Annotated in this window: 16 protein-coding genes and 1 tRNA gene; 10 read left to right on the top strand and 7 right to left on the bottom strand. The window is 65.8% G+C overall.

Annotated elements, in window-relative coordinates; all coding sequences use genetic code 11:
- Window positions 1-31: 31 nt before the first annotated feature.
- Both AArcSl_RS01690 and AArcSl_RS01685 read left to right on the top strand, forming a co-directional pair.
- Entirely contained in the window at window positions 32-679 is a 648-nt protein-coding gene (locus tag AArcSl_RS01690; protein WP_119814103.1) for a DsbA family protein, read from the top strand.
- A gap of 69 nt (window positions 680-748) precedes the next feature.
- Window positions 749-833 (top strand) — tRNA-Ser (locus AArcSl_RS01685).
- A 109-nt stretch (window positions 834-942) separates the two neighbouring features.
- Here AArcSl_RS01685 and AArcSl_RS01680 read toward each other — a convergent pair.
- Window positions 943-1,422 (bottom strand): pyruvoyl-dependent arginine decarboxylase, encoded by a 480-nt coding sequence (locus tag AArcSl_RS01680; RefSeq protein WP_119814101.1) that lies wholly within the window; start codon window positions 1,420-1,422, stop codon window positions 943-945.
- 70 nt (window positions 1,423-1,492) lie between these two features.
- Window positions 1,493-2,716 carry a proteasome-activating nucleotidase Pan2 gene (gene pan2 / locus AArcSl_RS01675; RefSeq protein ID WP_119814099.1) on the bottom strand — a complete coding sequence of 408 codons (1,224 nt, stop codon included), beginning with the start codon at window positions 2,714-2,716 and terminating at the stop codon, window positions 1,493-1,495.
- Window positions 2,717-2,871: 155 nt separating this feature from the next.
- Between pan2 and AArcSl_RS01670 the strand changes: the two genes are divergently transcribed.
- The 3 genes from AArcSl_RS01670 to AArcSl_RS01660 all read left to right on the top strand — a co-directional run bounded on the left by AArcSl_RS01670 (window position 2,872) and on the right by AArcSl_RS01660 (window position 6,061).
- The gene (locus tag AArcSl_RS01670) at window positions 2,872-4,029 is read left to right on the top strand and encodes a signal peptidase I (protein WP_119821654.1); all 1,158 of its coding nucleotides are present in this window, start codon (window positions 2,872-2,874) and stop codon (window positions 4,027-4,029) included.
- A 142-nt stretch (window positions 4,030-4,171) separates the two neighbouring features.
- Window positions 4,172-5,026, top strand: coding sequence for a 3-hydroxyacyl-CoA dehydrogenase family protein (locus AArcSl_RS01665; protein ID WP_119814097.1), 855 nt, complete (start codon window positions 4,172-4,174; stop codon window positions 5,024-5,026).
- Between the two features lie 108 nt (window positions 5,027-5,134).
- The gene (locus AArcSl_RS01660) at window positions 5,135-6,061 is read left to right on the top strand and encodes an alpha/beta fold hydrolase (protein ID WP_119814095.1); all 927 of its coding nucleotides are present in this window, start codon (window positions 5,135-5,137) and stop codon (window positions 6,059-6,061) included.
- 38 nt (window positions 6,062-6,099) lie between these two features.
- Here AArcSl_RS01660 and AArcSl_RS01655 read toward each other — a convergent pair whose 3' ends face one another.
- From AArcSl_RS01655 to AArcSl_RS01645, 3 genes are all read right to left on the bottom strand, one after another.
- Window positions 6,100-6,561 (bottom strand): Zn-ribbon domain-containing OB-fold protein, encoded by a 462-nt coding sequence (locus tag AArcSl_RS01655; protein ID WP_119814093.1) that lies wholly within the window; start codon window positions 6,559-6,561, stop codon window positions 6,100-6,102.
- Window positions 6,558-7,724 carry a thiolase domain-containing protein gene (locus tag AArcSl_RS01650; RefSeq protein ID WP_119814091.1) on the bottom strand — a complete coding sequence of 389 codons (1,167 nt, stop codon included), beginning with the start codon at window positions 7,722-7,724 and terminating at the stop codon, window positions 6,558-6,560. Before AArcSl_RS01650 ends, AArcSl_RS01655 begins: the two co-directional genes overlap by 4 nt.
- 150 nt (window positions 7,725-7,874) lie before the next feature.
- Window positions 7,875-8,630, bottom strand: a complete 756-nt coding sequence (locus AArcSl_RS01645) for a proteasome assembly chaperone family protein (protein ID WP_119814089.1) — start codon at window positions 8,628-8,630, stop codon at window positions 7,875-7,877.
- 89 nt (window positions 8,631-8,719) lie between these two features.
- Here AArcSl_RS01645 and serS point away from each other — a divergent pair, with 89 nt between their 5' ends.
- From serS to AArcSl_RS01625, 4 genes are all read left to right on the top strand, one after another.
- The gene (serS, locus tag AArcSl_RS01640) at window positions 8,720-10,102 is read left to right on the top strand and encodes a serine--tRNA ligase (protein ID WP_119814087.1); all 1,383 of its coding nucleotides are present in this window, start codon (window positions 8,720-8,722) and stop codon (window positions 10,100-10,102) included.
- A 2-nt stretch (window positions 10,103-10,104) separates the two neighbouring features.
- Window positions 10,105-10,707, top strand: coding sequence for a tRNA (cytidine(56)-2'-O)-methyltransferase (locus tag AArcSl_RS01635; protein ID WP_119814085.1), 603 nt, complete (start codon window positions 10,105-10,107; stop codon window positions 10,705-10,707).
- A 61-nt stretch (window positions 10,708-10,768) separates the two neighbouring features.
- The gene (locus tag AArcSl_RS01630; RefSeq protein WP_119814083.1) at window positions 10,769-10,996 is read left to right on the top strand and encodes an LSM domain-containing protein; all 228 of its coding nucleotides are present in this window, start codon (window positions 10,769-10,771) and stop codon (window positions 10,994-10,996) included.
- A complete protein-coding gene (locus AArcSl_RS01625) occupies window positions 10,993-11,166 on the top strand; it encodes a 50S ribosomal protein L37e (RefSeq protein ID WP_119814081.1) in 174 nt (57 codons plus the stop codon). Before AArcSl_RS01630 ends, AArcSl_RS01625 begins: the two co-directional genes overlap by 4 nt.
- Window positions 11,167-11,196: 30 nt before the next feature.
- On the opposite strand, the gene AArcSl_RS01620 is transcribed toward AArcSl_RS01625, so the two are convergent.
- The gene (locus AArcSl_RS01620; protein WP_119814079.1) at window positions 11,197-12,189 is read right to left on the bottom strand and encodes an AI-2E family transporter; all 993 of its coding nucleotides are present in this window, start codon (window positions 12,187-12,189) and stop codon (window positions 11,197-11,199) included.
- 145 nt (window positions 12,190-12,334) lie between these two features.
- On the opposite strand from AArcSl_RS01620, the gene AArcSl_RS01615 reads away from it, so the two are divergent.
- The gene (locus AArcSl_RS01615; RefSeq protein WP_119814077.1) at window positions 12,335-13,288 is read left to right on the top strand and encodes a radical SAM protein; all 954 of its coding nucleotides are present in this window, start codon (window positions 12,335-12,337) and stop codon (window positions 13,286-13,288) included.
- A 45-nt stretch (window positions 13,289-13,333) separates the two neighbouring features.
- On the opposite strand, the gene AArcSl_RS01610 is transcribed toward AArcSl_RS01615, so the two are convergent.
- Window positions 13,334-14,281, bottom strand: a complete 948-nt coding sequence (locus tag AArcSl_RS01610) for a D-2-hydroxyacid dehydrogenase (RefSeq protein ID WP_119814075.1) — start codon at window positions 14,279-14,281, stop codon at window positions 13,334-13,336.
- Window positions 14,282-14,314 lie beyond the last annotated feature (33 nt).

The raw sequence follows: 14,314 nt of genomic DNA, 5'->3' as shown, positions 1-14,314 counted from the left end.
GCGTTAAGTTCGCCCGCACCGACACTCGCGTATGGAGCGTACCGTCTCCCGGCGGGCAGTGCTTGCGACACTCGGCGGGGCGACGTCCGTCGCCGTCGCGGGCTGTCTCGGCGGCGCGGATCAGTCACACGACTGCGAGTTGACCGAACCGGACCCGGTGACCGACCTCGACCGGCCGACGCTGGGCCCCGACGACGCCGATGTCGTCGTCTCGGCGTTCGACGACTTCGCCTGTCCGCACTGTGCGACGTTCAAACTCGATGAGTTCCCCGAGTTCCGTTCCGAGTACGTCGACGAGGGGCTCGTCCAGTTTCGCCAGTACGACTTCCCGATCCCGGCGGACGGCGAATGGTCGGAGCCGATCGCAAATGCCGCTCGGGGGATCCAGGACCGGTTCGACGACGAAACCTACTTCGAGTACTCGACGCTGCTTTTCGAACAGCTTCGAGGGGACGACTACTCCTACGAGGCGATCGGCGAGCACGCCGAGGCAATCGGCGACGACGGCTGTCTCGCCATCGCCGACGCGGAGTTCGAACCCTACGAAGCGGTGGTGAGTGCCGACCGCGAGGAGGGGGTAAACAGGGGCGTGAGCGGAACGCCCACGGTGTTCGTCGACGATCAGCAGGTGAGCCCGGAGTTCGAGGCGATCGCCGAGGCGATCGACGACCGGTTGTGACGTCGACGACGGGCTCCGATCGGCGTCGTTGGTAAGTCTTAAAACGTCCCGCCGCGGAATTACAAACGAGCCGAGGTAGCCTAGCCCGGCCAAGGCGGTTGCCTCGAGAGCAACTGTCCGTCAGGACTCGGGAGTTCAAATCTCCCCCTCGGCGTTTTCAGGGAGTAGGTTGGGTAGCGACAGGTACGTCCGTTGTCCACTCGAGCGAGCTGACGCCGGGGATTTGAACGAGCCGACCGGCGAGCGACCGCAGCAAAGGTGGTCTACAGCACCGGCTCGCTCTCGCCGTACACCGCGACCGTGACGACGGTCGTCCAGGCGCCGTCTTCGGGGCGAGCGGTCGTCACCTCGAACTCCCGGTCCGGCAGCGCCCAGTCCCGGAGTTCGCTCCCGGCGTCGAGGCCGTCCTCGAGTTCCCGTCGGACCGCCGTCGGGTCCCGCCCGGTCGCCTCGTAAAACAGCCCCGGTCCGGGACCCGTCGCCCATCCGAGTCCGGCGACGAGCGGGTCGTCGCTCGCCCCCGGTGGGGCCGTGATCCGCGATTCCACGACGGTGAGGCGGTTGCCGGCCGGCCCGAGATCCGGCGCCCGGTCGACGCGTTCGACCGCCGCCCCGGCGGGGACGATAGAGGAGACGCGAACCAGGTTGTAGTTGTGGAGGTTCGCGTCGGCAAGCGCCGCATCGTAGGCGGCCATCTCCGTTGGGGCGACCCCGACGCCGCCGGCGACGTGGATCCGATTCATCACCTGATCTGGGTCGGCGACGGGTTAAGGAGTTGCGTTCCGCGACGAGAAAACGATCGTGGCGCCGGCGTCAGTACTGGTAGTGGACGACGCCGTCGGGTCCGTCGTCGGTGTGGTCGAGTTTCTCGATGGCGTCCTCGAAGTCCCGGCGTTCCACTGTCGTCCGGCCGTCCCGGATCGCGAACATTCCCGCCTCGGTCACCAGCGATTCGATATCGGCCCCAGAGTAGTCGGACAGCTTCGATGCGAGATCGGCGAAGTCGACGTCGTCGTCGACGTTCATCTCCCGCGTGTGGATCTCGAGGATCTTCCGCCGGCCGTCCTCATCGGGTTTGGGGATCTCGATCAACCGATCGAACCGCCCGGGCCGCAGGATCGCCTCGTCGAGCATGTCGAACCGGTTTGTGGCGGCGATGATCCGCACCTCGCCCCGGTCGTCGAAGCCGTCCATCTCCGAGAGCAGTTGCATCATCGTCCGCTGGACCTCCGCGTCGCCGGAGGTCTTCGAGTCCGTCCGTTTGGAGGCCACCGCGTCGATCTCGTCGATGAAGATCACTGCCGGCTCCCGCTCGGCCGCCAGGTCGAACAGGTCACGGACCAGCCGGGCGCCCTCGCCGATGAACTTCCGTACCAGCTCGGAGCCGGCCATCTTGATGAACGTCGCATCCGTCTCGTTTGCGACCGCCTTCGCGAGCATCGTCTTGCCCGTCCCCGGTGCGCCGTGCAACAGCACGCCCGAGGGAGGTTCCACGCCGACGGTCTCGAAGATCTCGGGGTGGGAAAGCGGGTCCTCGACTGCTTCCTTCACTTCCCGGATCTGTTCGTCGATCCCGCCGATGTCGTCGTAGGTCACGTCCGGCGACTCCTCGACCTCCATCGCCTGTGCCCGGGCGTCGGTTTCGTCGTCCAGCAGCGTCTGGATGCCGAACGAGTCGTCGATTCCGACCCTGTCGCCCGCCTCCAGGGCGTCCTCGAGCTTCGGGGTCGCCTCGGTCAACACTTCCTGGTTGTTGCCGTGTTGCTTGATGATCACGCCGTCGTCGGTCAACTCCTCGACGCTGGCGATGTACAGCGCTGAGGTTTTCAGCGCTTCGTTGCGCCGCTTCAACCTGTCTACCTTCTCGCGGAGCTGCTCCCGACGGCTCCGCGTCTGTGCCAGCCGTTGTTCCAGCTCCTCGTTTACGCCAACGATGCGCCTGTAGTGCTCGCGGATGGCGTCGAGCCGCTCCGCGTCGCTCATCTCGGGGTCGAGTTCCAGGCGCGGGCGGTCGGGGAGCGACGGGCTCCGGGACATCTCTTACCCTAAGTTTGTCTCCTGCCTAAATGTGCCTTTGGGTCGACGCGTGTGTCTGTCCTCTTCTCGAGCGGGGCGTCCATCCCGCATCGGGCAGGGTGCTTATAGTCCCGGCCGCCGATCACTCGCACGACGCCTCGGGGGACCAATTCCGGATGGATCTCAAACGCGCGCTTTCGGTGACGCTTCAGCTCACGCTCGCGGTGGTCGTCATCGCCCTCGTCGCCGGGCAGTTGCTCGGCCAGCCGATCCTGTTGAGCTTCGTCGAGACGGGCAGCATGGAGCCGACGCTCGAACCGGGGGACGGATTCGTCGCGGTTCCGGCGGAGCTATCCGGCGAGATACAGCAGGGTGACGTGATCGTCTTCCACGCCGAGGAGATCCAGGGCGGCGGGCTCACCACCCACCGCGTCGTCGAGGTCACCGAGCAGGGGTACATCACCCGCGGGGACGCCAACCCGTTTACCGATCAGGACGGTGACGAGCCGGTCGTGCGGGACGCACAGGTGGTCGCGACAGCGCTCCAGTTCGGCGGATCGGTCGTCGTCATCCCGCATCTCGGAACGGCGGTGATGGGTCTGCAAGCGGGGCTGGAGACGGTTCAGCGCCAGCTTGCGGCGGCGCTGGGAACGCGGGCGTTGCTCGGGCCACAGGGGATCGCGTACGTGCTGTTTGCGCTGTCGGTCCTGGCGTACGCGGCCGACTACCTGCTGTTCGGCTCGGCGGGAAAAAAGCGACTCCGAGAGCGCACTCGGAACACGGGGACGTCCGCCCGGACCCTGCTTCTCGTGCTCGCGCTCGTCCTCGTGATCACCGCCACAGCCGCGATGATCGTTCCGGCCGGAACAGAGCAGTTCACGATCGTCTCCGCGGAGTTCGAGTCCGAAAACCCCACCGTCATCGAGCGGGGTACAGCCTCCGAACTTCCGTATCTCGTACCCAACGCCGGACTGGTGCCGGTCCACGTCTACCTCGAACCCGCAAGCGAGGGGGTAGCCGTCGAGCCGGAGTACACCTACGTCGGCTCCCGGGTCGAGACCACGGCGACGCTCACGCTGTCTGCACCCGAGGAGACCGGTGCATATCGGCGATTCGTTACCGAACGACGCTATCTCGCCGTCCTGCCCGCTCCGGTGATCGACACGCTGTACCGGATCCATCCCTGGCTCCCGCTCGTCGTCATAAACGCCGTTCTCGCCGGCGGGATCTACGGGGTCGGACGGCTGTTGCTCGGTACCGGACGGATCCGCGATCGGAACCGAAAACCCCGCGGACGGCGGTATCGGCGGATCCTCCGGTCGCTGTACGAGTGAGTAGCAGTCCTCGATTCCGTCGTTTCTGCGGATTCGACACCGGGGGATCCCACGCCGGGGTATCCCACGTAGGGGGATCCCACGCCGAGGACACCACGCCGAGGACACCACGCTTACTATCCGTCCGCTCGCAACGCCGAACATGCGCGGACTATCCGAAATCGGTACTGTCGGCGTCGTCGGCGCGGGAACGATGGGCAGCGGGATCGCCCAGGTCGCAGCGACCGCCGGCTACGACGTCGTGATGCGCGACGTAACCGAGGAGTACGTCCACGACGGGCTCGATCGAATCGACTCGAGCCTCGAACGCCTCGCGGGGAAGGATCGACTCGACGATTCGCCCGCGGAAATCCAGTCGCGAATCACCGGTGTAACTGAACTCGAGGAACTTTCCGGATCCGATGTCGTCGTCGAGGCAGTCGTCGAGGAACTCGACATCAAGCGCGACGTGTTCGAGGCGCTCGACGAACAGCTCCCGAACGACGTCGTGCTCGCGACCAACACCTCGACCCTTTCGATCACGTCGGTCGCGGCCGCCACCGATCGCCCGGAGCTCGTCGTCGGGCTCCACTTCATGAACCCGGTCCCGCTTATGGAGGGTGTCGAGGTCGTCGTGGGGGAACACACCGACGAGGAGGTGGCCTCGTTCGCCCACGCGTTCGCAGAGGCGCTCGGAAAGAAGACCTGGGAGTCGGACGACAAACCCGGCTTCGTGACCAATCGGATCTTGATGCCGTGGATCAACGAGGGGATCCGGGCGTACGACGAGGGCGTGGCGACGAAGGAGGACATCGACGCCGGAATGAAACTCGGGACGAACGTTCCGATGGGCCCGCTGGAGCTCGCGGACCACATCGGGCTCGACATCTGTCTGCACGCGAGCGAAACGCTCCAGGAAGAGCTCGGCGACAGATATCGGCCGGCGTATCTCCTCAAGCGCAAAGTCGAAGCGGGCGATCTCGGGAAGAAGACGGGACGGGGTTTTTACGAGTACTGAGCCGGCTGTCTTTCTCCTCCGTTCGATCGGTGTTCGCGTTCGTATACTGACGGGTGTTCCCGCTCGGGAACGGCCGGATATAAGCTGTTGGCGAACTAACGTTCGGGCATGAATTTCCGTCGAATCGCGAGCTACGCCACGCTCGCTGCTGGAGCGCTTGCCGCCACGAACCGGGGACTTCGACGAACCGAACCGCTCGATCCGCCGTTGCCCGGCGAGCAGCGGAGCTACCGCTGGCGAGGCATGGAGATCGCACACACCCTCGCGGGCGATCCAGGCGACCCGACGCTGGTGCTGCTTCACGGGACGAGCGCCGTCGCGTCGAGCGGCGAGTGGCGCGAGGTGTTCGGCCGCCTCGCCGAGGAGTATCACGTCGTCGCGCCGGACCTCCCGGGCTTCGGCTGTTCTGACCGTCCGCGGATCGACTATACGCCGGAGCTGTACGTCGACTTCATCCGCGAGTTCCTCGAGCCGTACGACGAGCCGGCGGTCCTGGCGTCGTCGCTTACGGGAGCTTACGCCGTCGCCGCCGCCGAAGACGTCGACGTCTCCCGGCTGTTTCTGGTCTGTCCCTCCGCCACCGGCGGCCCGGAGCCGCCGAAAGCCTGGCTCCGGGAGCTGCTCTGGACGCCAGTGATCGGTGAGGCGCTGTTCAATCTCTCGGTCTCGGAGCCGGCGATCCGGTACTTCAACGCCGACCACGGTTACTACGACCCCGCGAAGCTCACCGACGAGTGGGTCGAGTACGAATGGCAGACAGGACACCGTCCGAACGCACGGTTCGCCCCGGCGGCGTTCCTCTCGGGGTATCTCAACGTCGACATCGACCTCGGGGCCGCGCTCGCGGAGTTGGACGTCCCGGCGACCGTGATCTGGGGCCGCGAGGCGGAGGTATCGCCGCTGTCGCGTGGCCGGGAGATCGCCGAAACCGCCGACGCCAGGCTCGTCGTCTTCGACGACGCGAAACTGCTCCCGCACGTCGAGTATCCCGATCAGTTTGTCGACGAAATCCGGACGTCGATGGAAAGCGAGTGAAGACCTGCCCGCGGTGACGATCTGTTCGTGATGTCGATTCAGACCGGCCTGAACACCAAAAGCGGATCGCCCGTCGTCTCGCGCTCCTCTACGCTCGGTTCGACCGTCGTTCCGGTTTCGACAGCCTCGAGGTCGACCCCCCGAACGACGCCCGTCAGTCGGACCGGACCGAAGTCGACTACGGCAGTCGCGTACGGCGTGTCCTCGGCGAACTGCGGCGAGGCGACGTGGACGACGGTGACGGCTTCGATCGTTCCCGTCTCGGGGAGCGGTTTCTCTTCGATGTCAGTAGAGCCGCTGTGGGGACAGATCCGGCGCGGCGGCAGCGATCCCTCGCCGGTCGGCGACTCGAGGTAGTAGCCCTCCCCGTCGTCGATCGCCGCGAGCCATTCGTCGAAGCCAGCGTCGCCGGGTTCGTCCCCGCCGTCGCCGGGTTCGTCCCCGCCGTCGCCCTGCTCCTCGCCGCCGTCTGTGCGGAGGCGGTCGTTTCGCTCGGTCATGCGAGCACCTCCAGTACGTGAACCACAGCGCTCGCGACCGTCCCGCCGGCGTTGTGGGTGATCCCGAGCCTGGCGTCGTCGACGGCGTCGCTGTTCGGGTGGTCCCCTCTGAGCAGGCGGGTCATCTCCACCACCTGCGAGGCGCCGGTGGCCCCGACCGGGTGTCCTTTCGCCTTCAGCCCCCCCGAGAGGTTCACCGGGAGGTCGCCGTCGGCGGCCGTCTCCCCGCGGCGGGCGGCTCCGATCGCGTGGCCCGGCTCGTAAAGCCCCAGCGACTCCAGCGCCAGCACCTCCGCGATAGTAAAGCAGTCGTGCACCTCCGCGAGTTCGACGTCGTCGGCCTCGATCGCGGCGTCGGCGTAGGCCATCTCCGCCGCCTGCTCGGTCGCGGGCGTCCACGCGAGGTCGTCGCGATCCTGGAGCGCCATTTTGTCGGTGCCCTGGCCGCTGCCGACGATCCCGACCGGAGCGTCGAGGTCGTTCGCCTCGGCGTAATCGTCGGAGACGAGCACCAGCGCGGCGGCGCCGTCGGTGATCGGCGCACAGTCGAACAGGTAAAGCGGCTCCGCGACCGGTGGGGCATCCATCGCCTTCTCGACGGACACCGCCCGCTGGTACTGGGCGTACTCGTTCTCGACAGCGTTGCCGTGGTTCTTCGAGGCGACGTGAGCCAGATCCTCCCGGCTGCCGCCGTACTCGTCGAAGTACGCCGACGCCATCAGGGCGTACGCCCCGGGGAACGTCATCCCCGCGCGCACCTCGAAGAGGTCGTCTGCGGCGATCGCGAGCCCCTCGGTCGCACCGGCGGTGCCGAGGTTCGTCATCCGTTCCATCCCGCCGACGGCCACGACGTCGGCCTCGCCGCTTCGGACGGTCTTTACGGCTTCCCTGACTGCCACGCCCGCGGAGGCGCACGCCTCCTCGTATCGGGTCGCCGGGCAGTCGAGTCCGGCCGCCTCGGCCATCAGCGGCGCCTGGTGTCCCTGGTGTTCCGCGAGCGCGCCCATGAAGTTGCCGTAGTTGAGCTGGGCGACGTCCTCGCGGGGAACTGACGCGTCCTCGAACGCCAACTGACTTGCCTCCGCGAACAGGTCCCGCCCGGTTCGCTCCGGGATCTGTCCGAAATGGGTCAACCCGACGCCCGCGACTCGAACCGCCGTCATCGCGGTCGATCCCTCCCGCGTTCCGTGTCGGCGGGGCGGAACCGTTGGGTTCCGTCTGCCGCCGCTGTCGTGTCTCGTTTCGTCATACCAGTAGGTACCGTAACGACGCTCATATGTGTGCCGGAGTGGCCCGTTTCTGCGCTGTCACCATTAGCCGATGTATCGGAGTTCGTCGTCGGGGATCCCGGAGCCTCCCTCCTGCATCTCCCGGATCTTGCCGACGACTTCCTCCATCTCCTCGGCCCTGTCCTCGAGTTGTTCGTATCCCAGTTCGAACTCCAGTGCGGCTTCCAGCACCTCCAGTACGGCGCGTGCGCTTTTGGGATCGACGAGGTAGCCGCTGGTTTCGCCCATCAGACACGTCGCCTCGATTCCCCGGCGTTTTCCGAGCCCGAGCAGGAGTCCGGAGACGCCGACGATCCCGCCGGCGGGTTCGTCGGGGCGAAACTCGACGCCGGCATCCTCCAGTTCCCCGCGCAGTTCCGCGTCGGAGACGGCACCCAGCACCGTGTACTCCTCGACGAGTTCTCCGGTCGGGACGCCTCCGAGCGCGAAGGCACGTTCGCAGCCGAACTCCTCGGCGATGTCGAGGAACGCGTCGGTGAGCCGGTAATGGCCCTCGTTCGAGGACGCCTGGTGATCCCCGGTCAACACGAGCAGGTCGGCGCCCTCGGTTTCGATCGCGTGAAACTCCGCACAGACGAGGTCCGCGACGCCGTCCTCGTCGACGTTCACCTGCGGCGGGAAGTCGGTCGCATACACCCGCCGCACGAGCTGGCTGTCACACTCCTCGAGGAGGTGTTCGGCCGCGAGCTTCCCGACGTGTCCGACTCCCGGGAGCCCCTCGACGAGCACGGGATCTCCGATCTCGGCGTCGGCCACGCATTCGATCTCGATGTCTTCCATAGGCGTCACTCGCGGGAGCACGCCCCTTGGGCGTGTCGGTACACTACAGACCCGATACGATTTTCCGAGTCCCCGCAGAAGGAACGCCCATGCTGACCCGACAGTTCGTCCGGGAGAACCCGGACGCCGTCCGTGAGGCGCTCGCTGCCCGCGGTACCGAGGACGTCGATCTCGACCGGATCCTCGAGATCGACGAGGAGTGGCGCGAGCTGAAGGCCCGGGGGGACGACCTCCGACACCGGCGAAACGAGGTTTCCAGCCGCATCGGCGAGCTGAAAGCCGAAGGCGACGAGGAGAAAGCCCAGGAGGCGATCGAGGAGTCCAGCGAGCTCAAGGAGGAACTCTCCGAACTCGAAGCCCGCGCCGACGAACTCGAGACGGAACTCGAGCAACTGCTTTTGGAACTTCCGCAGATCCCCCAGGAGTCGGTGCCGGTCGGCGAGGACGAGTCCGACAACGTCGAGCGTCGCCGAGCAGGATTCGAGGACCTCCGGGAGATCCCGGCGGATCCGGTTCCCCACTACGAACTGGGCGAAACGCTGGAGATACTCGACGAAAAGCGCGGCGCCAAGACGACCGGATCCGGGTTCTACTTCCTGAAAGGGGACGGCGCACGCCTCGAGCACGCGCTGATCCAGTTCATGATGGACGTCCACCGCGAGCAGGGGTATCACGACCTCTTCCCGCCGATCCCGGTCAAGAGTTCGTCGATGCGCGGGACGGGTCAGCTCCCGAAGTTCAACCACGACGCCTACCGGATCGGCGGCGACGAACACGCCGAGTACGACGACGACGACCTGTGGCTGTGTCCCACCGCGGAGGTGCCGGTGACGAACATGCACCGCGAGGAGATCCTCCTCGATGAGGACCTCCCACTGAAGTACCAGGCGTACACCCCGAACTTCCGGCGCGAGGCGGGCGAACACGGCACCGAAACCCGGGGAATCGTCCGCGTCCACCAGTTCAACAAGGTCGAGCTCGTCAACTTCGTCCGGCCCGAGAACAGCGACGACCGGCTGGAGGCGCTCATCGACGAGGCGTGTGCGGTGCTCGACCGGCTGGAGCTTCCGTACCGGACTCTCGACCTATGTACGGGGGATCTGACGTTCGCCTCCGCGAAGACCGTCGACGTCGAGGTGTGGGCGCCCGCCGACGACATGCCCGACGGCCCGGACCGTGGCGGACGGTGGCTCGAGGTGTCCAGCGCGTCGAACTTCGAGGCGTTCCAGGCGCGACGGGCGGGGATCCGGTTCCGGCGCGAACACCACGAGTCGGCCGAACATCTCCACACGCTCAACGCCTCCGGCACCGCGATCGGCCGGGTGATGGTGGCGATCCTCGAGTACTACCAAAACGAGGACGGCACCGTCGAAGTGCCGGAAGCACTGCGGCCGTACATGGACGGTCAGGAACTGATCGAGGGTCACGACTCGGTCGGCGAGTCGGCGCTGGGTCGCGGCGACGGGAACTGATCGTGCAGGGAGATCCCGAGGTCGTCGTGCTCCGGTACGGCCATCGTCCGGGTCGGGACGACCGCATGACCACACACGTGGGACTCACCGCCCGAGCACTCGGGGCCGATCGAGTGATCTTCCCGTCGAACGCGACCCAGTCGAAGGAGACCGTCGACAGCGTCACCGATCGTTTCGGCGGCCCCTTCGTCTCCGAACTCCGCGACGACCAGCGGGCGATCGTTCGCGACTGGGCCGGGATCGTCGTCCACCTCACGATGTACGGCGAACCGATCCAGGAGGTCGAAGCGGAGATCAGGGAACAGCACGGATCCGACGACGGTGGAGACGACGATGGGATGGACGACGGGGAGCCGCTCTTGATCGTCGTCGGCGGCGAGAAAGTCCCGTTCGAACTGTACGAGCGGGCCGACTACAACGTCGGCGTGACGAACCAGCCCCACTCGGAGGTCGCCGGGCTCGCCGTCTTCCTGGATCGGTTGTTCGAGGGGCGGCAACTCGACCGGGAGTGGGAGGACGCCGACCGACGGGTCGTGCCCCGGGAGACGGGCAAGGAAGTCGTTTCGGCCGAGGGATCGGACGAGGACGACGGCCACGACCGTTGATGTCGACAACTACCGAACTGCCTCCGGTACGTTTAATACTGAATATCGTGGGGTTCAATCCATGAGTGGACGACCCCTGGACGTGCTCGAAGAGACCCTGCAGGCGACCGTGACGATTCAGCTCAAGGACGGGGCGATCTACCACGGCATCCTTGCGGGATACGACCAGCACATGAACCTCGTCCTCGAGGCGGTCGACGACGTCGAGGCGTTCGCAGACGAGCCGGGCGAGGCGGTCCAAGACACAACCATTATACGCGGCGATAACGTCGTGACGATAAGCACATGACCGGCGCAGGGACTCCCAGCCAGGGCAAGAAGAACAAAACGACACACGTCAAATGTCGACGCTGTGGCGAAAAATCCTACCACACGAAAAAGAAAGTCTGCAGTTCGTGCGGCTTCGGAAAGTCCGCCAAACGGCGCGACTACGAGTGGCAGTCGAAGGCCGGCGAGTGATCGCGTTCTCCTTATAAGCGGTCGTACTCCTTATAAGCGGTCGTACTCGTCCCTGAAGGTGACGAGCGTCGCCGCGAACACGGCGATGACGATCGGCCCGACGAACAGGCCCGTGAATCCCAGCGTGAACACGCCGCCGAACACCCCGATCAGTATCACCGCCGGGTTCAGTCGGGCCTGCTGGTCGATGACGATCGGGCGCGCGTAGTTGTCGATCATGCTCACCACGAACACGCCGTACAGCGCGAGCAACAGCCCCGTCGCGGGTTCGCCGATCAACACCAGGTAGCCGGCCGCCGGGCCCCACACCAGGAACGCGCCGATCAGCGGCAGCAACGCGAGTACGATCATCACTGTGGTCCAGAACACCGGACGGGGAAGCCCCGCGAAGTAGAGACCCATCCCGGCGACGATTCCCTGGAGCACGGCCGCGAAGATGTGACCGATCACCACTCCCCACGTCGTCCGGTGGATCCGATCGAACAGCTTCCGTGTCATCGGCGGCGACAGGGGGATGATCGTGTGGAGCCACCCGACGAACTCCTCGCCGTCCCGGAGCACGTAGTAGACGATAAACAGTACAAGCGCGACACCCAGCGCGCCGTGAAGCGCGACCGTAAACACCTCCGAGATACTGCCGAACAGCGCGTCGATCAGGTTGTCACCAGTTTCGATTACGGCCGCACGCAGGTCGACTTCAACGCCCGTGAGATCGGCGATCGTCGCCTCGATCTCGCCCAACTGGAGACCGGTTTCCCCCTGGGCAAACGCCTGCAGGTCCCGAATGAATATCAGAAAGATGTACAAGAGCGGAACACCGGCGACGAAGAACGCCCCAAATATCAACAGGATCGGTGCCGCACGCTCGCCGACGCTGGGTGCAAGCCGCCGCTGGAGCGGGTACAGTACGTACCCGAGGATGACCGCCGCGAGAATGTACTGGAGGAACGGCATCACCACGGCGAGCGTCGCCAGCGCCGAAAGCGCAATCAGGAGAATGAGGAATGCGCGCTGGGTGTTCATATTCCCACTGCGTCGACCCGATACTTAAATTCGGCCGAGCGGAGCGTATCCCTGACGGATCCCCACGTCCGAATCCGGGGCACGGATGTCCCCACACTGTGGGAAACGACAACACGCCTATCCGTGCAGCACATCTACATCTTGTATGAGCGACACCGCGACCGTCCCGAACTACCGGCGACTCTCGGACGCCGAGTTCAGCAGCCGGGTCGATCGGCTCCGCGAACGGTACGGGGAGTGTGATCTGTGCGCTCACGCATGCGAGGTCGACCGAACGGCCGGGGAGCTGGGGCGGTGTCGGGCCGACGACACGCCCGTCGTCTCCTCGGCGTTCCCCCACCGCGGGGAGGAGGCACCGCTTTCGGGACACCGCGGCAGCGGGACAATATTCCTCTCGTGGTGCAACCTCCGGTGTGTGTTCTGCCAGAACTACGAGATCAGCCAGGAGGGAGTCGGCAGGGAGGTCACGGCCGAAGAGATCGCAGAGATGGCGCTGTCCCTCCAGTCGAAAGGTTGTCACAACATCAACTTCGTCACGCCGACCCACTTCGCCCCGGACCTGGCGGAGGCGGTGAAAATCGCCAGCGATCGGGGCCTCGATATCCCGATCGTCTGGAACTGTGGCGGCTACGAGCGCGCAGAAACCGTCGAACTCCTCGAGGGGATCATCGACGTCTACATGCCCGACGTGAAGTGGGCCGACGACGACGCGGCCGCGAGATACTCCGGGGCGCCCAACTACTGGGAGAACGCCAGAGACTCCCTGCGCGAGATGCACCGGCAGGTCGGCGATCTCCGGCTGGAGAACGGGCTCGCCGTGGAGGGGATGCTCGTGCGCCATCTCGTGATGCCGAACCACGTCGAGAGCTCGAAGCAGGTGCTGACGTTCATCGCCGAAGAGCTCTCCAGGGAGACGTACGTCAACCTCATGTCGCAGTACCGGCCGGCGTACCGCGCGAGCGAGCCGGGACAGTACGAGGAACTGAGTCGCGGCATCAGATCCGAGGAGTACCGCGAGGTGGTTTCACACGCGCGGGAGCTGGGGCTGTCCCGCATCGAGGTCGACGAGCGCCTCCTCGGAGAGCGCTCCTGGCTGTGACGAGAGTGACACTGCACTCCCGTTCCGAACCTGCGAGGTGCCCTGCTATACGACCTGGTTTTTGAGATCCTCGTATCCGCGTTCGCGGATCCGTTCGACGTTGTCGGCGAGGATATCCGCCACCCGAGAGAAGTATTCGGGCGTGTGCCCCGCGTTGTGTGGAGTTATGTGGACGTTTCCGAAGCTCCAAAGCGGGTGATCCTCCGGGAGCGGTTCCGGGTCGGTAACGTCGAGGGCGGCCCCGCGGAGCCCGCTCACGCGGAGTCGTCGAACCAGCGCATCGGTGTCGACGATCCCCCCGCGGGCGATGTTGACGAGCACCGCGTCGGTCGGCATCGTCCGCAGCGCCTCCTCGTCGATGAGGTTCTCCGTCGTCTCGGTGAGCGGACACGCCAGCACGACGTAATCGGACCGGGAGAGCGGCTCGTAGACCTCGTCGAACCCGTACACCTCCTCGGTCGGCCCGCCCTTTTCGGGGCTGTACCGAACGCCGAGCAGTTCCGCACCGAACGGTTCGAGCCGCGTGACCACTGCCTCGCCGATCGCGCCCAGGCCGACCACCGTCACCGTGGAACCGTGAACCTCCGTGGTGGGGAAGCTCCGCCACTCCCGGCGCTCCTGCTGTCGCCAGGCCTGCTTGAAATCCCGGGCGAAGACGATCATCGAGCCGATCACGTACTCGGCGATGTTCGGGCCGTGCACGCCGGATCCGTTGGTGACCGCGACGTCGCGCTCGCGGAACGCGTCCAGTTCCAGGTGGCCCGTTCCGGCGTACACACACGCGAACAGCTCCAGGTACGGCGCCGCCTCCAGTTCCTCCGGTGAAAGCTGGAGTCCGGTCGCGATCTCGGCGGTCTCGAGCAGTTCCCGCTCCTCCGCCGGGGTTTTTGCGATCCGGACGTCCGCGTCGGGGAGTCGATCCCGGAGCTCCGCCGCGTACGTCTCCGCCGGCAGGCCGTGGATGTGCTGTCGCAACACGGCGATTTCGGTCATGCTCCTCCGTTCGAGAAGCGTCCACAAGAAGGT

This window comes from Halalkaliarchaeum desulfuricum (assembly GCF_002952775.1).
Classification (GTDB): Archaea; Halobacteriota; Halobacteria; order Halobacteriales; family Haloferacaceae; genus Halalkaliarchaeum; species Halalkaliarchaeum desulfuricum.
The sequence above is the reverse complement of the archived record's forward strand: the minus strand, read 5'-3'. Positions and strand labels throughout refer to the sequence as shown.